The sequence below is a fragment of the Pseudomonadota bacterium genome (genome assembly GCA_018242545.1).
Lineage (GTDB): Bacteria > Pseudomonadota > Alphaproteobacteria > 16-39-46 > 16-39-46 > 16-39-46.
Window position 1 is genome coordinate 1 of record JAFEBT010000004.1, and the last position, 19,665, is coordinate 19,665.

Genomic DNA, 19,665 nt, shown 5'->3' on the forward strand with positions numbered 1-19,665 from the left:
TATATTTTGTTGGTACCTTCATCTGGCTTCCTTAATTTTTTGTCCACACAACCTACTTTAATCGATTATAAAGTTTTAAAAAATGAAAATTGTTATGGAGGTTGTGGAATTCCAAAAGCTACCCTTCGGATTAAAACCTCTGACCTTATTAAAATAACGAATGCACAGGTATTAGACTTTACAGAATCTTCTCCAATCTTAGAAAAAGATTTCAATTAAATATTTATCTTAATCTGTTACCTATTTATTTTAGGAAGTTTGGGTTTAAATAAGGCTTTGAATTTTCTTAAAAAGCTGCACTTAACTTTTTTTTAATTAAAAAGCCCTTTGCCAAAGCTTAATCTGATGAAGCCCAGTTAAGAAAAGTTGTTATTCATAAAAAAGAAATATCAACTAAATAAGGAGGTTATTAACCTCCTTATTCATAACTTATTTAAGCCCTATTTTATTTTTTATGAAGCCTCTTTTCTTGAAGGTTCTTCCTTCTCTTGAGCAGGTGTCATTGTAAATTTTGGAGAAGATTTTTCTAAAACAACATCTGCATTGATCTCAACCTTTGCAATACTTTCTTGAGCCGGAAGATCATACATAGTATCTAATAAAATATGCTCAAGAATTGCACGCAAACCACGGGCACCTGTTTTTCGTTCAATGGCTTTTTGAGAAATGACATCTAATGAGTCTGGCGTAAACTCAAGTTCAGTCCCTTCCATCTCGAAGAGCTTTTGATACTGGCGAATAAGTGCGTTTTTTGGTTTTGTTAGAATTTCAATTAAAGCAGATTTATCTAAATCTGATAATGTCGCAATAACTGGAAGACGTCCTACAAATTCAGGAATAAGCCCAAATTTTAACAGATCTTCAGGTTCAACATCCTTTAAGAGAGAGCCCGTTGTTCTTTGATCTGGTCCTTGAACATTGGCACCAAACCCAATGGATGCTCCTTTACCACGTGCAGCTATAATTTTTTCAAGCCCTGAAAAAGCTCCGCCACAGATAAAGAGGATATCTGTTGTATCAATTTGAAGGAATTCTTGTTGGGGATGTTTACGACCCCCTTGTGGCGGAACGGAAGCAATGGTACCTTCCATAATCTTCAACAGCGCCTGTTGAACACCCTCGCCCGATACATCGCGTGTAATCGAGGGATTATCTGATTTGCGAGAAATTTTATCTACTTCGTCAATATAAACAATTCCGCGCTGTGCCCGTTCAACATTATAATCAGCTGCTTGCAAGAGCTTTAAGATAATATTTTCAACATCTTCTCCCACATAACCTGCTTCCGTAAGGGTTGTCGCATCGGCCATGGTAAAGGGAACATCTAAAATACGTGCCAGCGTTTGTGCAAGAAGTGTCTTTCCACATCCTGTTGGACCTATAAGAAGGATATTAGATTTCGCAAGCTCAACATCCTCTCCTTTGGAATCATGCATAAGCCTCTTATAATGATTATAAACAGCAACAGAAAGAATTTTTTTTGCTTCCTCTTGCCCCACAACGTAATCATCTAAAACTTGGCGAATTTCATGGGGTGTTGGAAAACCACGGCCTGATTTTGAGATGGAAGATTTGTATTCTTCGCGAATGATATCATTACAAAGTTCAATACATTCATCACAGATAAAGACCGTTGGACCTGCGATAAGTTTACGAACTTCATTTTGATTCTTTCCACAAAAATCACAAAATAAAGCATCTTGTTGAGATGTGTCTGATTCTGATTTACTCATTTTAATCACCAATTTTGGCATGGTAAGTCATGTTACCGATGCTTTTTCTTTTATCTTACCTGTTCATCTTAAAGTTGTGCAACCTTAAAATCTTTAAAAACTTTCTTTAAAGATAATTTTTCTACAAATTTATAACGACAGGATCAACAGGCTTTACGTTAACTTAAGATTAAACTTTTTCAAGCGGTGGCCGTTTTGTCACAACATGATCCACAAGACCAAATTCCTTTGCTTCCTCCGCAGACATAAATCGATCTCTTTCAAGAGCATCCTCAATAACCTTTAAGGGCTGCCCTGTGTACTCAGAATAAATACGATTTAAACGTGCTCTTATGGATAAAATTTCACGCGCTTGAATCTCTATATCTGTCGCCTGACCTTGTGCACCTCCATGGGGCTGATGAATCATAACACGTGCATTTGGAAGGCAATATCTTTTGCCCTTTGTTCCAGCAGCAAGTAAAAATGATCCCATAGACGCAGCTTGCCCCATGCAAAATGTTGCCACATCACACCGTATATAGTTCATCGTATCTAATATAGCAAGACCTGAGGTTACAACGCCTCCGGGAGAATTAATATAAATATAAACATCTTTATCAGGGTTTTCAGATTCTAGAAATAATAATTGAGCACAAACAACACTTGCCATGCCATCTTCAACTTGCCCATTTAAAAATATTATTCTTTCTTTTAAAAGTCTTGAAAAAATATCAAAAGATCTTTCCCCACGGCTTGTCTGTTCAATAACCATAGGAATTAATGTATCCATCGTTGGATCATTAAAATTTGTAGGATAAGACATGTCGTGTTTCCTTTTCTAAAAAATAAAGCCCTTTTAAGATGACTTTTTAACTTTTTTTTACAGAAGTCTTTGATTTTTTTCATCTAACTTTTTATGACCACATTCTCCTTTATGATCACATTTTCCATCATCCATATTTTCGTCGTCTTCTTCAAGAAGATGTATCAGCTCTTCAATACTTACTTTGCGATCCGTAAGCTTTGATTTTTGGATAATAAAATCAACAACTTTTTCTTCAAAAATAGGAGCCTGAAAAGCTGTCATTGCTTCTTGGTTATTGCGGTAATATTCTATAATTTCCTTTTGATGCTCGGGATAGTTCATAGAGTATTCATAAAGTGCTTTTCCAAGCTCTTGATTTGTTACCTTTATATTATTCTGAATGCCGATCTCAGCAAGCAAAAGACCAAGTCTCACGCGCCTTTCTGCAATTTTTCTGTAGTCCGCTTGAAGGGCTTCTTTTTCTGCCTGAGACAGAGGCTTCATATCCGTTTGTTGTTTATTTTTTTCAAAATTTTCGTGCTCTTTCCAGATGGCGTCAAATTCTAAATCAATAAGCCCAGCTGGCACATCAAATTGATGATCTTGAGAGAGACGATCTAAAATTTGGCGCTTCATATTTTGACGTGTATAAGAATCGTAATGGGAGATTATAGAATCTTTAACAGCTTTCTTAAACTCCTCAACATCTTTGAAACCATTGTTTTTTGAAAGAACTTCGAGATTTGAAGACTCTAAAACCATGATATCTTTTATTGTAAATGTAATTTCAGCGTTTTTTCCTGAATCTTTTCCATAATTTGGAGAAGGAAGCACAATATCTTGCGTCTTCGTATCTCCAATTTTAAGACCTTCCAAAGATTTATCAAATTCAATGCCAAAAAAATTTGACCCCATTGTATAAGGAACGCCTTCTCCTTCTTTTTTATCAATTACTTTTTTATTTAAAGTAATGCTGTACACAAGGTAAACAATATCCCCCTTCTGAATTGAACGAGGATTTTTAAGAGCAGTCGGTAATTTGGTGTTTTCCCTTAACTTTTCAATCCGAGCATCAACTTCCTCATCCGTAACATCCGCCTTTAAATTTTCGAGCGTAAAACCTTCAATACTAAGATTCTCAATCTTTGGAAGAGCTTCAACAGAAACCTTAATCGTTAGATCTTCGCCTTCACGAAAATGTTCAAGGGTAACTTTAGGCTTTAGAGCTGGACGAATTTTAGCATCTGTAAGTGCTTTTTGAACATTTTTTTCAACTTGTTCTTCTACAACTTCACCAAGCGCGGCCCTTCCATATCTCTGTTTGAGCATTGCAAAAGGGACTTTCCCTTTTCTAAAGCCAGGCATTTGAACTGTTTGTCCAATTTTATTGAGACGAATATCCATGGACTGGGCAATTTCCGCTGCTGGAATAATAATGTTAAAATGATGGATAAGACCTGTAACTTGGTTTTCAGTGATTTTCATGAAAAAATAACTACCTTATAACATAACAAAAACATATGGTGCGGGCGGAGGGACTTGAACCCCCACGACTTTCGTCACCAGAACCTAAATCTGGCGTGTCTGCCAATTTCACCACGCCCGCCGAACTTTATTCGAAGACTTTTTTTCTATAGCATACTCCCTTTTTTTAAAAAAGAGAGATTTTATAAACTTTAGATATCTTTTCTAATTCCCCAAAAAGGATGTCAAAGAAATTCTATATGAAAATATAAGAAAAATTTAGTATAAATCTAATTTTTTCATCTTCATATATTAATATTAATCCTTTCATCTAAAAACACTTATATGGAAATATGCAACTTAAAGAATAGAGTTGACTTTATATGATAAATAATGATAAAAGACTTTCGTGTGTAGATATTATCCCTTTTAGGATTTTCTCCTTTGATTTTATTTTTGTCACACAAGTTAGATTATTCGGAATTTTAAATTTTTCATATGGGTTTTTGTTATGTCACATGAAATTTTATTTTCTATCGGTGATACTGTTGTTTATCCAACGCGTGGTGTTGGATGTGTCAAAGATATTGAAACACAGGATATCTCTGGTCATGTATTGCAAGTGTATGTTATACAATTTGATCAAGATCAACTGACCATACGTCTTCCTCTTACAAGAGCTCAAAGTTCTGGCCTTCGGAAGCTAAGCGCACCAGACGTCTTTCATAAAACTTCAGAAGTCTTGAAGGCCCCGCCTCAAATTCGGAAAATAATGTGGAGTAAGCGCGCTCAAGAATTTGAAGCAAAAATCAACTCTGGCAATCCGCTTGCGATTGCTGAAGTATTGCGTGATCTTTATAAAATACAACCCAATCAAGAACAATCCTATAGTGAGCGTCAAATTTTTCAAGCAGCTCTTATTCGGCTTGCACGTGAAAAAGCTCTTGTAGAGAACACCACGCTCTCTCAAGCAACTCAAGAGATTGAGTGTAGCCTTTCTTCTAAATTATAATCATTACGTATTTCTTTGAATGTTCTGTGGCAGAGTCTCAAGCGCTTCTTTTATAAAGAAACGTTGAGACTTTTTGTCTTGTTGCTTTTTTAATAAATTAAAGCTTCCTTCATAAATAAGATCCGCAATCTCTTCTCTTATTTTTAAAAAAGCCTGCTCCTCTATAAGTTTTAAACGTTTTTGAAAACGTATTTCACTTCTTTTTAGATGGTCTTCTATTTTATGATATGTTTCCTGAGAAAGAAATGTACTATCCTGCTGAGAATTTTTTTTAATTTCTTTTATTGTTTTCTTAAGATCTTCGCTTTCTTGCATCCTTTTAAGGAAGAGGTTTTCAGCATCTTTTGCAAGATTTTGTGCTTCTTTAAGATGGGATTCTATTTGAACGATTTGATTTTGAAGATACGTTTTTATAAAAAAAAATCCTTTTATTCCAAAAAAAACAATGCAAAAAAGGAAAGCAATAAGAGTCCAAAAAGTTGGATCAGAAAATATAGTCATCATTTCTTTCCATCTTTCTTCATTTGAAGAAGTTCTTTTTGAATTTCTTCAAGTGGTATGTGTTTTCCTGTTGTTTTTTTTAAAAATGTCTCAATAAACTGTGCCGCATCCGATTTAAGGCTTTGAGATATTTCATTTTGTTTTAAAAGCAAGTCTTTTTCAAATTTTAAGTATTGCTGATGAAAATTTTCAGCAATTTCGTTTTCTTGTTTTTGATAAAGCTCTTTCATTTCTCTCGCATGCTGAGTAAATAAATTTTGAGCGTCAAGATGAGCTTCATGAAGTTTCTCTTCATTTGATTTTTGAATCTCTAAAGATTTTTTTTGAAATTCCTGCGCTTTTTCAAGGTAAGTCTCTATTTTTTCTTCCCGCATTTCCATGGTTTTAGAAATTTTAGGAATGATAAGATACCTCAAACCAAGATAAAGGACTCCAAAACTCAAAATTAACCAAAAAATTAATGAGGGAAAAGTCTCAACATTGAGTTGGGGCATTTGTTATTTTAACTCATAAAAACAAAATGAGAAAAGCAATCAAAAGCGCAAAAAGAGCAACAGCTTCTGTTAAAGCAAAGCCCAAAAGCCCAATGGGAAAAAGTTGATCGCGCGCAGATGGATTGCGGGCAATAGCTGAAATGAGACTTGAAAATATATTACCAATACCAATACCAACACCAAGCAAAGCAACGACAGCTAAGCCGGCACCAATCATTTTTGCTGATTGAACATCCATATTTTAATCCTCCTTTATATCCTATTGTTAATGAATTCACCGATTAATTCAAGCCTTCTTACAAAACTTTATATTTTTCTTAATGCAAATGAATAGCATCATGTAAATAAATACACGTTAAAATTGTAAAAACATAAGCTTGTAAGATAGCAACCATAATTTCAAAAAGGGTAAGAATAATATTTAAAATAAGAGGAGCGACCCCCCACATACCCATAATAACGGTAAAAATAGCAAAAACCTTAAGCATTGTATGGCCTGCCATCATATTTGCAAAGAGTCGAATAGAAAGACTCACTGGCCGAGAAAGATAAGAAATTAATTCAATGGGAACAATGAGCGGGAATAAAATTTTTGGAACCCCACTTGGCACAAAATAGGTTATAAACCGGCGCCCATGTCGTAATATACCCACACAGGTAATTATAATAAAAACAAGCATTGCTAAAGAAAAAGTAACAATAATCTGACTTGTAATGGTATAAGAATAAGGAATCATTCCCAAAAGATTGGCGCCTAAAATAAAGAGAAACAAAGAAAAGACAAAAGGAAAATAGACTTGTCCTTCTTTTCCAGCTGTTTCTTCAAGTTGCCCAGCCACAAACCGATAGAGGATTTCTGCGATAAGTTGAAATTTTGTAGGAATAAGACTCTTTTTCCGCATAGCACTCATAAAAAAAATAAGGGTAAAAGCAACTCCTAAAACCATAAATAAGGATGCGTTTGTAAAAGAAACATCATATTTCCCAAGATGCATAGGAACCAATGTCTTAACTTCAAATTGATGCAAAGGGCTATGAATTTCTTGGGGTGCTTTTCCAGGAAGATTTTGAATTTCGTCTGTCACGTCTTTCTCCTTATAAGACTCATTCTTTCCTAAAATCATGGAAGACTCAAGAAAAATATAAACTTAAAAATTTTTAGAATTTTTAAGTTTAAGGTAATTAATTTTAAATTTCAGTTTTTACATCATCTTTTTGTATGCGATGCATTTGTCTTAAAATTCTGAAAATATTTAAAAACCCCGCAATGCTTCCAATTACAAAAAATCCTATAATTCCATAAGGTTGTATATTAAATAAAGCATCTATTCCAAGGCCCAAAAGAACACTTGCAATAATTGCTGAGACAAACTCACTTCCAACACGAAAAAATGAAACAGCTTGTTTCTGCCCCAACTTTTGTGAGGGGGTTTGAAGAAAAAGTCTCGGCTTTTGTCGAAAAGATGCAATTTTCTCGTTTAAAATTTCTTCTTCTGTTAAAGATTTATTTTTCATGGGCATTGGAATATTAACAATTTTCGGCTTCTTCAAGATATTTCTCTAATTGTTCAAAGGACATATAACCTTCAACTTTTCGTCCATTAATAATAAAAGTAGGTGTATGCGTAATACCTAATTTTTTTTGAGCTTCAAGTCTTTGAGAAAGAATTATTTTTAGAACATCTTTATTTTTAAGAATATTTTGAATATCCTGTTCAGAAGCACCCCCTGCTTTAACCAGCTTTTGGAGGATTTTTTCTGGATTTTTAGACGTTATCCATTCTTTTTGACGATAATAAAATACTTCTGCATTTTTTATATAATTAGAAACCCCTTCAGCACGCGCTAATTGAGACGCTTTAAGAGAAATGCCATCTAAAGGATAATCTCGCATAATATAAAATGCACGTCCCGTATCAATATACTTTTGCTTCAAAAACGGAAAGACTTTGAGATGAAATTGTGCACAATGAAGACATGTAAAAGAAGAATAACATATAATAACAACAGGAGCTTGAGGATTACCAAGAACAACTTCTTGCTCTACAATAATATTATGTGGATTTCCCTTTAAGCATGGTTGCTTAGAATGAAGAGGAGTTCCCCATCCCATTCCAAGACTTAAAAAAAGTAACCAGACGCATATCAATTTTAGCTTATTCATTAGCTTCCTTCAATTTTTTTATTTTCCTAACGAAAAGGATAGCGGGTTATTTTCTTTAAGAAAAGATCTTTTCAGCTTCTTTAAAAAATTAAGCGTTCTTTTTTTCCATAATATGAACCCCAAGATTAGAAAGAACGTTTTTAAGGTTTTCGTCTGGTATTTCAGCAACAAGACTTCTAATTTCTTGAATTTCATTCTCTTCTAATTTTCTACGAATAGAAGAAGCATTCTCTTTATGTTGTGAAAGAGAGCTTTTTATGAGGCCATGCTTTAAAACAATCTTTTCAATTGCCTTATATCCAAAATATCCATTAATGCGTTCTATAATTTGGGGAGAAAGATGCAAGATTTCAGGCGCAATGGCGCTTGTGACAAGAAGTGTTAAAGTTCCATTCCCCCGTTGACCCTTTAAAAATGAAATTTTTTGAGGTTGTGTTTGACTTGCTAAAGAAACTCCCATGATTTTTTCCCAATCAAGAATGATCCGTGCTTCAGAAAATCCATGAGACCTTATAAAAGGCTCTAAAAGTCGCTCAATGCGAAGACCAATAGATTGGGGAACAGCATAAGTTCCACGACGTTTGATAAATTTGTTTTTTTGCATATTAAAAGTCTACGATTTTTTTAGAAAAGGTAAAAGTTCTAAATTAAGAAAGTCCTAATTTTTTAATAAACCAAGAAGAATCTTTAAATCAATATACGGGTCCGAAGTTACCAAATTTTCATTTTTCTTTAAATATTTAAAGTAGTTTATCAATCTTGGCCGCAAGAAAAAAATCGCTTTTACTCAAACCATTCAATTTATGGGTCCAGATTTCTACTTCACACTTTCCCCAGGAAATCTTTAAGTTAGGATGATGACCCTCTTTTTCAGCAAGAGAAGCAATTTGATTCGAAAAATCCATGGCCTTCATAAAGTTAGGAAAGTCAAAACTCTTATAAAGATGTCCTTCTTCTTGAATTTTCCAGTTTTTTCCAAGCTCTTCGAGCAGTATATCTGCTTCATTTTTCTTTAAGGCAGTCATTCCTTTTTGGCAAGGCAGACAAGAGTGTTCTGATAAGCTCATAATTTGCTTTCTATTTAAAAAAAGAAGAGTTATGAATTTTATTTTTTAAAGCTTTCCAATAACTTAAAAGATCCTGAGAGGCTTCAATCACTTTATTCAGGTTTTGAGCCGCGAGGTCCGGATCATCGGGATATTCATATGTAACATGGTTTCGAATTTCTCTCATTTCCATCCACATTTGAGCACTGGGTAAAAAATCAAGTTTTTCAAGCTTATAAAGTCGATCCAAGAGACTAAAATTTTCTTCATCTTCCTTTAAAATACGAAGAACAAAGGGAAATACTTTACTTCCTATTAAATCCAGAAGTTTTGAAAATCGACTTGTTAAAAGTTCTAAAAAACTTAGATCTTGGTCCGAAAAGCTTGAAATTTTTTTGGGGGTGATTGGCACAAATTGATGAATATGAATAAGAGCTCTTTCCAGACGAAAAGCATGGATATCACAAATTTTCATAACGGACTTTAAAGTTTCACTATCCTTCATATTAAACGTATTCCTTCTTTTTGAGCAATTTCGTAGATGGGTAAATAGTGATTTTTATATTTTACAACAACATCTATCTTTTGATCCCCAATTTGAATTTTTAATGCCGTTAGAAATTTTAACCGTGCTTCAACAATCTCTTGCGCAGAGGTATAATCTGTTTCTATATAAAGATCAATATCTCCGCCTTTTGCTTTTGGATTGGTACATGATCCAAATATCCAAAGCTTATCATCTTTTAAAAAAAGTCTTTAAAAACATTGCAAATGCGCTCTAATTGTTTTTTATGAATTCTGACATCATTCATTTTTTTTAATCTTATTTTATTCGTCTGTTAAAGAGGCCGAGTGCGCTTTTTCTGTAAAATCTATGAAAACTATGGTGATGAGAATGAAAAGAGTTACTATGCAACGAATCTGTCAAAATTACATCATTTTATTCTCTTTCAGAAAAGCATTTTCTTCTTCCGTATTTACCCGTTTAAGGTATTTGTTTCGAAATGGAAAACGCCCAAAGCGTCTTATAATATCATAATGATTTAAAGCATAATCAAGAAAATGTTGGTTTCCTAAGGATTCAAAAAGGGCAATAGATTTTTCCTGATCTTTAAGATTTTCGCTATGTTCAAATGGCAGGTATACAAAAGGCCGCATAAACTCAGGAAGTTTTTGATCAAAGCCTAAATCAAGAGCTTTTTGAGCTAACGAACGCGCTTTTTCATCAGTTTCGTAGGCCTTAGAAGAATTTCTATACATATTCCGTGGAAATTGATCAAAGAGAAGGATAAGAGTTAACATGCCTTCAGGCGTTTTTTGAAGATCATCAAATCTTCCTTTTTTAGCTTCTTCAAGGATTTTTTCATATCTTAATTTGATTGCTTGATCAATTTGAGGCGTACTCTTAAACCACATCGGTTGGAATTGACCATATGTTTTTGATTTAGCAGAAGAAAACCAAAAAGTTAAGATATTTTCAATTAAAGGATGTTCTGCCACTTCTTATTTTCCTTTTATGTTTTAAAAAGTATTCTTCTTTCATTATAAGAGTCTTCTAAATTGAATTTATTTTAGAAAACATGGTGTCTTGCACCCAATGGTAATGATGAGAATTTGCCCATTTTTGGAGTAATTCAAAAATTTTTTGAGCATATTTTTTTCCTTCAAGAGAATCAAATGTAGCGATTGATTTCAAAAAAGCTTTATGAGAGTCAAGCATAACAACATGTGCAACAGTAACAACTGTCAGGCCTTTTTTTAAACTGAAATAAAGATGATCTTTTTCTGAAATGCACGCGTTAAAGAGTGTATCATCATCTTTAAAATTTAAAAATTCTTCTTTTTGAAATTCTTTAAAAATGATCCAATCTTTTTCAGAAGCATTCTTATTTAAAGAAGATTCTATATAATTTAAAGTTAATCCTTCAAATTTTGCTTTTTGAAGAAGATCCTCAATAAACGGAGCTTTTTCAATACGATATTGGGCATAATCATTCTTATCTTTATATTTTTCCTGCAAATGAAATTTGAGCTGACTATAAGAAATGATTTCTGAAGGATGATTTCTTAAATAATGTTGAAGAGATAAATGAAGTCCTATTGCTTCATCTCCTTCTTCATAAAGATGAAGATGAAATTGAGGTTGGGGTATACCTTTTTGATAAAAGTTACTCAGAGGACTTACGATCCTGCCTCTAAATTTATAATCAAGTGAAGCCAAAGCTTCTGGATAAGAGTCTGTTATTTTATTTACAACCAAAAGAATATCAATAATTGGCTTAGCTGCAAGAGAGACAACTGAGGTTGATCCAATATGATAAAGTGAGGAATAATTTTCTCCCAAAGCCGCTTTGATCTTTTGGGCTTCTTCTTCAAACATTTTTGGCCACAATGGATCATAGGAAATAATTTCAAGAATGCGACTCATGAATTCCTCTTTTAAATTTTAAAAATTATGCTTCTTTCTAACATATTCATTAAATAAGAAAGAACTTTTTTGAAAAAAGCTTAATTTATTTAAAAATCTTGACAATTTTATCAGAAAAAAACAATGTCAATTTAATTTTTTGTTTTAAATAAAATAAAAAAGATTTTCTCTTCTTTTGATTATCTTTACCAAAAGAGAGAAAATCTTATTAAAGATATAACTTATTAAGACCTTAACATATCTTGAGAAAAGCTTTTTGTTTAATAGAAATGTTAGCGGTGATGAGAATCAAAAATCTTATGTAGCGTTAAATCAAATCCTCCAATTTTAACATCTCTCTCATTTTTCAATTCATAAAAGCATTTATCTCCTACGTGATTAACAAAAGAAGGATGCACTCTCATTATATGATCAGTTTGAGATACATGCCCCTTAACTATATGTGTATAGTCTACAAGCCAAACATTACGATTAATATCCGTAAAATACTTGTCATTTTGATAAAACAAATGGTCGCTTCCAGGAAAGTTTTCAGGACATAGGATACCATGTGTCTCCAATGCTTTTACAGAAAATGACCCAAATAAAAAGGATGCTAAACTTACTGTTATCATTGATTTTAAAGCAATATTCTTTATTATCATTATTCTCTCCTTAATTTTTATTTTTTTATTACTTTTTTCTATTTAAAGGTAACTTAATTTGACTATAATTGTCAATAAATTTTCAATTAAGAGGGAAGAGGAACATCTATTTATTATTCAGAAAATATTCTCCCTTTTTCCAGAGAAATATGATATTGATAAAAAAATTCTATAAAAATCCCAAAATTTTAGGTTAAACTAATCTTTTTTACTTTTGTGTTTTCATGGAAACTATTTTTTCAACGTTGAAAATAAATCTTTTTGACGCTCACTTAATCCAACAACACCTTCTGCCGTGGTATGATAAAAACCGTAGGGTACTTCCATGGCGCGCTTTACCAGGGCATAAACCGAATGTTTACCATGTTTGGCTCTCGGAAATCATGCTTCAACAAACAACTGTTCCGACGGTCATTCCTTATTTTTTAAATTTCATCCGTCTTTGGCCAACTGTGCACGCCTTAAGTGAAGCTTCTCTCGATGATATTCTGCATGCATGGCAAGGATTAGGTTATTATGCACGCGCTCGAAATCTTTTTAAATGTGCGCAAGAAATTGCTACCCTTTATAAGGGAGATTTTCCAAGCTCCGAATCAACACTCCTCACATTACCCGGTATTGGACCTTATACAGCAGCTGCGATTGCTGCCATTGCCTTTGAAAAAAATACGTCTCCTTTGGATGGCAATATAGAACGTGTTCTTTCCCGTGTTTATGCCATAGATACACCCCTTCCAACTTCTAAATCTCTTCTTAAGAATTTAGCACGTCATCATACCCCCTTTCAACGGCTCGGCGACTATGCACAAGCCCTTATGGATCTTGGCTCATTGGTTTGCACACCTAAAAACCCAACGTGCTTTGTTTGTCCTTTAAAAGATTTTTGCAGAGCCTTTCAAAAAGGAAAGGCAGAAATTTATCCTTTAAAAGAAGAAGCCTCCTTAAAACCAACACGCACACTTGATGCATTTTGGATTGAAAGCAAGTCGGGAGCTCTCCTACTTGAAAAAAGACCGCACAAAGGCCTTTTAGGTGGTCTCGTTATGGTTCCTATTCCTTATTTAAATAAAAACGAAGAAAATCTTTTTTTTAAAGAAGAGGCTCTTCCTTTAAAAGGGGTTGTTTCCCATACATTTACACATTTTCATTTAAAAGTTCGTGTTTTAAAATCTTTCATCGAAAGAGATAACCTCTCTCTTTTAGAAAATCAATTTTGGTGCCCTCTTGCAAAAATCTCTGAGCAAGCACTTCCCACGCTTATGAAAAAAATTATGCGCCATGTTCTTTAAAGTTTTTCATCACATAAAAGCCTGCAAGGGCTTATAACTCATACGATGATGCGGACTTGGGCCGAAAGATTTTAATCCCTCTTGATGATGTTTTGTCCCATATCCCACATTTTTATCCCAAGCATAGTGCGGATATTCTTCTGAAAGTCTTTGCATCATTCTATCGCGCGTCACTTTTGCGACAATAGATGCTGCTGCAATGGAAAGACATTTTCGATCTCCTCCAACAATACATTGTGTTTTAAGAGAAAAGTTAGGAGCATGCGTTCCATCAACCAAAATACCGCCCCATAAAAAAGCTGGATATTGATTTAAGAGTTTTTCAACCGCACGCTTCATAGCCCTTTGTGTAGCCCCACGAACATTCAATGCGTCCACTTCTTGATTTGTCGCGTGATCGAGCGAAAAATAAATACCTTTTCCAGAATATGACATAAAACTCTCATAAACATTTTCACGTTTTTTGAAAGATAAGCTTTTAGAATCATTAATCTTATTCAAAAGATCCGAAGGAAGCGCAGAAATATCAAGAGCCACAGCCCCCACAATAACAGGACCTGCCCATGCTCCATAACCCACTTCATCAACACCGATAACAAATTTTGGTAAAAATAAAGCTTCGGTTTCAAAAGTTGGTTTCATCTTCTTAATCTACCTCTTTGTTGAGATAAAATTTTAAATTTTTCCGTACTTTCCCAAGATAAGAAAGCTCTCCAGAAAATCCTTTTTTAATAAATTCTTTAAAAGTTAAAGATTGGTCAAATCTCATTTTCTTAAAGCGTCGAATACAATGAAGCCAAATCGGACTAAAAATTAAGGATAAAGCCGTTAAGGCAATTACATATTTTGTTCCTTTTTCATCTAAAATCTGTATTTCTCTTCCAACGCCCGCGAGAAGAAAAGAAAATTCCCCAAGTTGAGCAATAATCACACCACTTAAAAATGCCATCCTCCATGGCAGTTTGATAAAATGAAGAATTCCTATGTTGAGAATTGTTTTTACAAGACTTACAAGGATTAACAAAACAAGGACAAGACCAAGATTTTCGTAGATAAATTTTAGATCTAAAAGCAAGCCGATAGAGAGAAAAAATACCATCATAAGAATACTTTGGATAGAATGCGTCGCTTGAACCAATGTTTTTTGATACTGGCTACTTCCCATAATCAGGCCTGCAATAAAAGCACCATACGCAGCTGAAAGCCCTAAAATGCCCGCTAAAGCAGAAAGGGCAAAGCAAAAAGCTAACGCAGAAAGAGGAATCATATCATTATGGGGTTTGATATAAGAATCAAAAGGGACTTTATAGTTTCTTTTTTTTTGTAAAAAAAGGATAAGAAAACTTAAAAATCCTATGGAAACGAAGACCTTTACGATGGAAAAAGAAGAAAATCCCCCTCCTCCAAACCCACGCATCAAAAGAATCATTGGAACGAAGGCAAGATCTTGAGCGATCAAAATACCTAAAATAGACTGGCCCAAAGGTGTGTGGAACTCATTTGCACTCTCAAGCAACTTAACAGCAACGGCTGTGCTGCTTAAAGCTCCAATAAATCCAAGTAAAACACAAAGTCCTGTTTCAGCTCCGAAAATCTTTGCAGTTCCCCCAACAAGAAAGACACTCATTAAGATTTGAAGGGCAACAATAATGAGCGAGGTTTTCCACTTCTTTTTAAAAGAGTGAAGATCTAACTCAAGCCCAATGACAAAAAGGAGGAGAAGAATGCCAAGTTCGGCTAAAAGGGAAATTCCATCAATATTCTTTACAAATCCAAGCCCTGAAGGGCCTAAAATAACCCCCGCAAAAACATATCCCAAAATTGCAGGCTGTCTCAGGCGCGTGAGGATAATGCCTCCCAAAAGAGCAGCCACAGCAACAAGTGCAATATGTGTTAAAACCGAGTGCATATCATAAATAACTTTCAAGAAAAGACTTTAAAAATGTTTTTCTACAGAGGAAAACATTATTTATTTCTTCTTATGACATAAAATAAAATTTTCTGAAATAAGTATTCTAAACGGCTTTGTTGCATAAATAAAAATGAGAATGATTTTTCTCTTTTTATTTATCCAACAAAGCCTTTAAAAATTATAGCTTTTTAAATATTGAGGTTTACCTATTAAAGAAAATTACAGGAGACAAGGAATATTTAAGGTAAAAAAGAAGATCTTTTTTAACTCTTTCAAAAAAAAGAACTTTAAATTTTAAGATAAAGTTTAATTATTATAACATGTTAAAAATGCTCAAAAAATGTTTTTTTATTTCTCAATTTTCTTCTTTACAAAGATCTTTTAGTGCGTAATGTTTTGTTTGCATAAACATTCAACACCTTCTAACAACAAGCACTTAAGAAATAGAGGTTTTAAATCAACATTTTAAATATCAATTTGTTTGTTTTTATTGATTTCTAATCTTTTCTGTGATATTAAAAACATATTTTTAAAAACCGAAAAATTAAAGCAATAAAAGCTTTTGGGTCGGATCTTTATATATTTTTTTAAAGTAAAAAATTCGAGGCAATATTTTATGAAACACTTAAAAATCTTTCTTTTAAATCTTATCATAACTGCAAATGTTTGGGGCGTTATGAAAGAAGCCCCTCGCCTTTCTGACAACGAGCAACGAGATTTTAATAGTGTAGTGTCTCGCTACCCCGAGGTTCGCGCAGGTCTTGTTAAGAGAAAGATCCCTCGGATAGATGGATATGAAGAACCTTTTTCCGTGGAAAAGTATTTATCCGGTCAAATTTCTTATTTCGGACCTCTCGCTTTTGAACAAGACTACATAAGTGTTTGGAGGAGCTATCATCCTGTCAAGCAAGAGGGAGCTTCAGATAATTGTATCGCCCAGAATGCCTATCTCGCAAAAGCTTTTGCCGTAATGCGACTTGCAGATATTTTGTCAAAAGATAATTATTTTCCTGAATGGGACGGACTTAGTGCATATAGAGAAAATGTTAGGAAAGGGCTCTATGATATTATTTCTCATAATGGTATGCCTCATGGATTCTTTGCATCCCAAAATCCAGAATGGATTACGCCTGAAGATCGCGCTCTTGAAAAATACATAAGGCATGCTTGGTACTATATAGGAGTTATATCTGCTGATATTTTTAATAAAGGATTTTATCTTCCTCACGAAGAAAAGCCTTTTTCTTATGCGTGGGAGTGTTTTGAAAAAGCTGAGGAAATGCTGAAACGCATGCCTTCACAGAAACGCAAATATCTTATGTTTAAAGCACGACTTATTCTTCTCGGATATACCCCAGAGGGAATGACGCGACAAAAAGCTTTAGAACTTGCAAAGACCTATGCTGATAAATATGACCGTAAGAAGACGCGTGTAAACTCAAGCGTCGAAGAGGAAGCTGAGGAAGAAGATTCAGAAATTACTCCTGAAGAGATGGAGCCTCAAGAAGAATTAGAAGAACATGTATCAGAAGGAAATGAACCAGAAGAAAATGAAGAAGAGGACGTCATTCCTCCTCCAAGCGCATTTATTCGGGAACTAGGCTATGATGAAAAGTTAGCAAACTCTGAAAATCCATATGAAAGCGGTTCATTTGAAGTGATGGCTAAAGAAGTTCGTGAAGAGCTTAACAGACTCTTCCCAAATGAAGCAATCTCAACACCAGCACGGCCAAGAGCCCAGAGAGATTCGCGTTCAAGAGCTCCAAACCTTTCTCGTTTAGGGGCCCATGCACGTATTCAAGAAGAAGGTAGGCCATCGAGACATGCGGAACTTGACATGCCTTCATATCGTATGGACGCCTCCTCTGATCAACACAATCCTTATGCTGCTGTAAGAGACTCAAGAACAAGAACTTCACAAACAGAGAGGAGCGCTCCTCCTAGAAGACCGGATTCTGGACGGGACTTAACTCATAGAAGAGCGGACTCTGCACGAGACTTAACTCTTAAAAGAACTTCTCACGACGTAATGGCTTCAGCTTCATCCGCCTGGGATCAGAGAAGTTTTGACGATAGGTCACAATCAATGTTATCAGACGCTCATGCTTTTGGGCCGCAAGAAGCAGGAAAATCTCAGTTTTTTGAGACGAGAGAAGCCTCTTCCGAAAGGCATGAAAATGAAAGAGACAGAGCGTTTTTTCAACAAAAAGATAATCCTGCACAAGTCTTTGAGACGCCTTCTAAATCTTTAAGAGATCCGAGAGAAAGAAGCACTCAAGCACGCTTTCAACTCGAAAGTTATGAGAGAAGTAAACCCTCTTCTCATATACAACAAGAGCCATTTTCAAAAACAGAAACATGGTCTTCCCATGCTTCACACCTTATTCAAAGAGCTTTAAGATCTTCTGTAAGACCAGTAACACCTGAGCCACTTTATTTTGGCCAAAAAAATGAACAGAAAATGCAAAGACCTTCTGTTCTATCCCCTCAGCTGCCTAAGCGTGGAAAAGATCTGCATGATCTTGAAGCACTGAATCCATCTGTTTTCCAAGAAAGAAGCGATGCATCAGCAATACAAAAAGCATCGGATCAAAGGCAATCTCTTGAGAATCCTTCATTTGTAAAAACTTTTATAAACCAAGAGATTCCTGTTTTTGCTACTGCTTCCTCTTCTCTTCTCAAGTCTGGCACACCCCTGCCTGTCTCTGAACAAAGCATTGCTACTACCATGGAGGTCTTTCCCAATGAAGATAATCAAGGTGCTGCCACCGAGGAAACTTTTGCAAATGAAGACGATTTCGGCTCGCAAAAACATCTCAGCGCTGCACAAATAGAAAAAGAAGACTCAGGAGATGACGCGTTTGATGAAATGCTTCTTAAAAATGAAAAAGGACGGAAAAAAAGAGTCATTGAATCAGACAGTGAGTCCGAGGCAAATAAAGATCAAGAGTCGAGTGACTTGGATGACTTGTTTGAAGATGAGGCACCCACTAAAAAAGTTCCCTATCTAGAAAGAGGATCAAAATTTCCAACAATCAGAAAAATTAATGCGTATATTACAAAACAACACATACAATTTGAAAAAGATCAATTTGAGAGTGTTAAACACGTGTTAGAATTTTTTAGGAACAGAGGTGTTCTAACGCAGGAAGAAGTGAATGAAAGCTCGATTCCTGCCACATCCCCATATAAGGCCGTTTGGTCTTACTTTAAGAAAACTGGAGCACTTAAATTAGTAGTTCAGCGCTCTCATGATCAAACATTTGTTATCTCTCAAGATGTAAAAGATTATTTAAAATCGAGTAAAAAGAAATGGAAGGCAAAAGAAGCTTGCCTTGAAGCCATAAGACTAAAGTTAGTTCCTGGTGAAATTGGGAATAACACAGAATATACTCGAAAAATGAAAGGATTTTTAAGAGCAAATAATTTAAATGAAGTTTCTCAGAGAAAAAAAACCAAACAAGTCATCAGTGCTGAGGTAAAAACATTTATAGCAGCACAAGGTCCCCTAACAATTGTAGATGCTTTTGAGAAGCTTTGTACTAAGAAGTTAGTCCCCGAGGAAAACTTGGCATCAAATGAGGCAAAGCAATATTATAAAAGTAAATTAGCTGGATTTATGGAGAATAAAGATCTTCTTGTTACAGGAACTTTTTCCAGTAAAGTTACAGAGGGGGTAAAAAGCTTTTTTAAGAAAGATGGACGGAAATGGGCTCCCCTGTACGCATGTAAACAACTTATTCGAGAAAAGTTAATCTCCCCTGAGCTTGGGGAGAATCCAAAGTATAAAAAAGCGATAAGAACCTTCTTAGCTAAGAATGACCTCCTAGCACCTTATGAGGTCGAGGAAACCATAACTGATGAGATCAAGCGCATTTTAGATACATGGGAGCTTCCGAAAACGACGAATGAAGCTTTTGATGACCTTATGAAAAAAGGATTAGTTTCGAAAGAAGCTTTAGCATCTGCAGAAAGTCGTGAAACTTTCAAAAATCGTATCCGATCTGCAATGAAACGTAGAAATATTTGGAAACAAAGCTTTTAAGTCTTTCATAAGTGAGATTTTTTTCTAAGAAGTTTAAAATATATGCGCATCTTTAACGAGATGCGCATAGATTTTTTTGTGTCACTCCATTCAACAAAAATACTAAAAGGTATCCTTAAGAAGGAAAGAATTTTTAAATTTCAAGA

Annotated in this window: 21 protein-coding genes and 1 tRNA gene; 4 read left to right on the forward strand and 18 right to left on the reverse strand. The window is 34.6% G+C overall.

Features of this window, described 5'->3' with window-relative positions:
- Positions 1–39 precede the first annotated feature (39 nt).
- Entirely contained in the window at positions 40–219 is a 180-nt protein-coding gene (locus tag JSS34_01220) for a hypothetical protein (protein MBS0184968.1), read from the forward strand.
- 233 nt (positions 220–452) lie between these two features.
- Here the strand turns inward: JSS34_01220 and clpX are convergent, their stop codons facing one another.
- The 4 genes from clpX to JSS34_01240 all read right to left on the reverse strand — a co-directional run bounded on the left by clpX (position 453) and on the right by JSS34_01240 (position 4,126).
- Entirely contained in the window at positions 453–1,733 is a 1,281-nt protein-coding gene (clpX, locus tag JSS34_01225; GenBank protein MBS0184969.1) for an ATP-dependent Clp protease ATP-binding subunit ClpX, read from the reverse strand.
- Positions 1,734–1,902: 169 nt separating this feature from the next.
- Entirely contained in the window at positions 1,903–2,505 is a 603-nt protein-coding gene (gene clpP, locus JSS34_01230) for an ATP-dependent Clp endopeptidase proteolytic subunit ClpP (GenBank protein MBS0184970.1), read from the reverse strand.
- A gap of 90 nt (positions 2,506–2,595) precedes the next feature.
- The gene (locus JSS34_01235) at positions 2,596–4,005 is read right to left on the reverse strand and encodes a trigger factor (protein MBS0184971.1); all 1,410 of its coding nucleotides are present in this window, start codon (positions 4,003–4,005) and stop codon (positions 2,596–2,598) included.
- Between the two features lie 36 nt (positions 4,006–4,041).
- Positions 4,042–4,126, reverse strand: a tRNA-Leu gene (locus JSS34_01240).
- 369 nt (positions 4,127–4,495) lie between these two features.
- Here JSS34_01240 and JSS34_01245 point away from each other — a divergent pair.
- The gene (locus tag JSS34_01245; GenBank protein ID MBS0184972.1) at positions 4,496–4,996 is read left to right on the forward strand and encodes a CarD family transcriptional regulator; all 501 of its coding nucleotides are present in this window, start codon (positions 4,496–4,498) and stop codon (positions 4,994–4,996) included.
- A gap of 3 nt (positions 4,997–4,999) precedes the next feature.
- Here the strand turns inward: JSS34_01245 and JSS34_01250 are convergent, their stop codons facing one another.
- From JSS34_01250 to JSS34_01305, 12 genes are all read right to left on the reverse strand, one after another.
- Complete coding sequence (locus tag JSS34_01250; GenBank protein ID MBS0184973.1) at positions 5,000–5,500, reverse strand: hypothetical protein; 501 nt, start codon at positions 5,498–5,500, stop codon at positions 5,000–5,002.
- Positions 5,497–5,991: a hypothetical protein gene (locus tag JSS34_01255; protein MBS0184974.1), complete on the reverse strand. Its 495-nt coding sequence runs from the start codon at positions 5,989–5,991 to the stop codon at positions 5,497–5,499. Before JSS34_01255 ends, JSS34_01250 begins: the two co-directional genes overlap by 4 nt.
- A gap of 13 nt (positions 5,992–6,004) precedes the next feature.
- Positions 6,005–6,229: a F0F1 ATP synthase subunit C gene (locus JSS34_01260; GenBank protein ID MBS0184975.1), complete on the reverse strand. Its 225-nt coding sequence runs from the start codon at positions 6,227–6,229 to the stop codon at positions 6,005–6,007.
- A 79-nt stretch (positions 6,230–6,308) separates the two neighbouring features.
- Positions 6,309–7,031: a F0F1 ATP synthase subunit A gene (locus JSS34_01265; GenBank protein ID MBS0184976.1), complete on the reverse strand. Its 723-nt coding sequence runs from the start codon at positions 7,029–7,031 to the stop codon at positions 6,309–6,311.
- Positions 7,032–7,179: 148 nt separating this feature from the next.
- Positions 7,180–7,542 carry an AtpZ/AtpI family protein gene (locus tag JSS34_01270; GenBank protein ID MBS0184977.1) on the reverse strand — a complete coding sequence of 121 codons (363 nt, stop codon included), beginning with the start codon at positions 7,540–7,542 and terminating at the stop codon, positions 7,180–7,182.
- Positions 7,520–8,155 carry a DsbA family protein gene (locus tag JSS34_01275; GenBank protein ID MBS0184978.1) on the reverse strand — a complete coding sequence of 212 codons (636 nt, stop codon included), beginning with the start codon at positions 8,153–8,155 and terminating at the stop codon, positions 7,520–7,522. The genes JSS34_01270 and JSS34_01275 overlap by 23 nt, the downstream gene beginning before the upstream one ends.
- 88 nt (positions 8,156–8,243) lie before the next feature.
- Complete coding sequence (locus tag JSS34_01280) at positions 8,244–8,759, reverse strand: DUF721 domain-containing protein (GenBank protein MBS0184979.1); 516 nt, start codon at positions 8,757–8,759, stop codon at positions 8,244–8,246.
- 136 nt (positions 8,760–8,895) lie between these two features.
- A complete protein-coding gene (locus JSS34_01285; GenBank protein ID MBS0184980.1) occupies positions 8,896–9,222 on the reverse strand; it encodes a 4a-hydroxytetrahydrobiopterin dehydratase in 327 nt (108 codons plus the stop codon).
- Positions 9,223–9,232: 10 nt separating this feature from the next.
- The gene (locus JSS34_01290) at positions 9,233–9,706 is read right to left on the reverse strand and encodes a hypothetical protein (protein ID MBS0184981.1); all 474 of its coding nucleotides are present in this window, start codon (positions 9,704–9,706) and stop codon (positions 9,233–9,235) included.
- Between the two features lie 425 nt (positions 9,707–10,131).
- Positions 10,132–10,701, reverse strand: a complete 570-nt coding sequence (locus tag JSS34_01295; protein ID MBS0184982.1) for a DUF924 domain-containing protein — start codon at positions 10,699–10,701, stop codon at positions 10,132–10,134.
- 55 nt (positions 10,702–10,756) lie between these two features.
- A complete protein-coding gene (locus tag JSS34_01300) occupies positions 10,757–11,629 on the reverse strand; it encodes a GrpB family protein (GenBank protein ID MBS0184983.1) in 873 nt (290 codons plus the stop codon).
- A gap of 272 nt (positions 11,630–11,901) precedes the next feature.
- Positions 11,902–12,273 (reverse strand): hypothetical protein, encoded by a 372-nt coding sequence (locus tag JSS34_01305; protein ID MBS0184984.1) that lies wholly within the window; start codon positions 12,271–12,273, stop codon positions 11,902–11,904.
- A 224-nt stretch (positions 12,274–12,497) separates the two neighbouring features.
- Between JSS34_01305 and mutY the strand changes: the two genes are divergently transcribed.
- Positions 12,498–13,562 (forward strand): A/G-specific adenine glycosylase, encoded by a 1,065-nt coding sequence (mutY, locus tag JSS34_01310; GenBank protein MBS0184985.1) that lies wholly within the window; start codon positions 12,498–12,500, stop codon positions 13,560–13,562.
- Positions 13,563–13,571: 9 nt separating this feature from the next.
- Here mutY and JSS34_01315 read toward each other — a convergent pair whose 3' ends face one another.
- Both JSS34_01315 and JSS34_01320 read right to left on the reverse strand, forming a co-directional pair.
- Complete coding sequence (locus JSS34_01315) at positions 13,572–14,204, reverse strand: ribonuclease HII (GenBank protein MBS0184986.1); 633 nt, start codon at positions 14,202–14,204, stop codon at positions 13,572–13,574.
- Between the two features lie 4 nt (positions 14,205–14,208).
- Entirely contained in the window at positions 14,209–15,471 is a 1,263-nt protein-coding gene (locus JSS34_01320; GenBank protein ID MBS0184987.1) for a cation:proton antiporter, read from the reverse strand.
- Between the two features lie 619 nt (positions 15,472–16,090).
- Between JSS34_01320 and JSS34_01325 the strand changes: the two genes are divergently transcribed.
- Positions 16,091–19,519 (forward strand): hypothetical protein, encoded by a 3,429-nt coding sequence (locus tag JSS34_01325; GenBank protein ID MBS0184988.1) that lies wholly within the window; start codon positions 16,091–16,093, stop codon positions 19,517–19,519.
- Positions 19,520–19,665 lie beyond the last annotated feature (146 nt).

Bases quoted from the DNA above. Each gene is read 5' to 3' on its own strand.
- clpX (MBS0184969.1), bottom strand. From the start codon at position 1,733: ATGAGTAAATCAGAATCAGACACATCTCAACAAGATGCTTTATTTTGT.
- clpP (MBS0184970.1), bottom strand. From the start codon at position 2,505: ATGGATACATTAATTCCTATGGTTATTGAACAGACAAGCCGTGGGGAA.
- JSS34_01235 (MBS0184971.1), bottom strand. From the start codon at position 4,005: ATGAAAATCACTGAAAACCAAGTTACAGGTCTTATCCATCATTTTAAC.
- JSS34_01245 (MBS0184972.1), top strand. From the start codon at position 4,496: ATGTCACATGAAATTTTATTTTCTATCGGTGATACTGTTGTTTATCCA.
- JSS34_01250 (MBS0184973.1), bottom strand. From the start codon at position 5,500: ATGATGACTATATTTTCTGATCCAACTTTTTGGACTCTTATTGCTTTC.
- JSS34_01255 (MBS0184974.1), bottom strand. From the start codon at position 5,991: ATGCCCCAACTCAATGTTGAGACTTTTCCCTCATTAATTTTTTGGTTA.
- JSS34_01260 (MBS0184975.1), bottom strand. From the start codon at position 6,229: ATGGATGTTCAATCAGCAAAAATGATTGGTGCCGGCTTAGCTGTCGTT.
- JSS34_01275 (MBS0184978.1), bottom strand. From the start codon at position 8,155: ATGAATAAGCTAAAATTGATATGCGTCTGGTTACTTTTTTTAAGTCTT.
- JSS34_01280 (MBS0184979.1), bottom strand. From the start codon at position 8,759: ATGCAAAAAAACAAATTTATCAAACGTCGTGGAACTTATGCTGTTCCC.
- JSS34_01285 (MBS0184980.1), bottom strand. From the start codon at position 9,222: ATGAGCTTATCAGAACACTCTTGTCTGCCTTGCCAAAAAGGAATGACT.
- JSS34_01290 (MBS0184981.1), bottom strand. From the start codon at position 9,706: ATGAAGGATAGTGAAACTTTAAAGTCCGTTATGAAAATTTGTGATATC.
- JSS34_01300 (MBS0184983.1), bottom strand. From the start codon at position 11,629: ATGAGTCGCATTCTTGAAATTATTTCCTATGATCCATTGTGGCCAAAA.
- JSS34_01305 (MBS0184984.1), bottom strand. From the start codon at position 12,273: ATGATAATAAAGAATATTGCTTTAAAATCAATGATAACAGTAAGTTTA.
- mutY (MBS0184985.1), top strand. From the start codon at position 12,498: ATGGAAACTATTTTTTCAACGTTGAAAATAAATCTTTTTGACGCTCAC.
- JSS34_01315 (MBS0184986.1), bottom strand. From the start codon at position 14,204: ATGAAACCAACTTTTGAAACCGAAGCTTTATTTTTACCAAAATTTGTT.
- JSS34_01320 (MBS0184987.1), bottom strand. From the start codon at position 15,471: ATGCACTCGGTTTTAACACATATTGCACTTGTTGCTGTGGCTGCTCTT.
- JSS34_01325 (MBS0184988.1), top strand. From the start codon at position 16,091: ATGAAACACTTAAAAATCTTTCTTTTAAATCTTATCATAACTGCAAAT.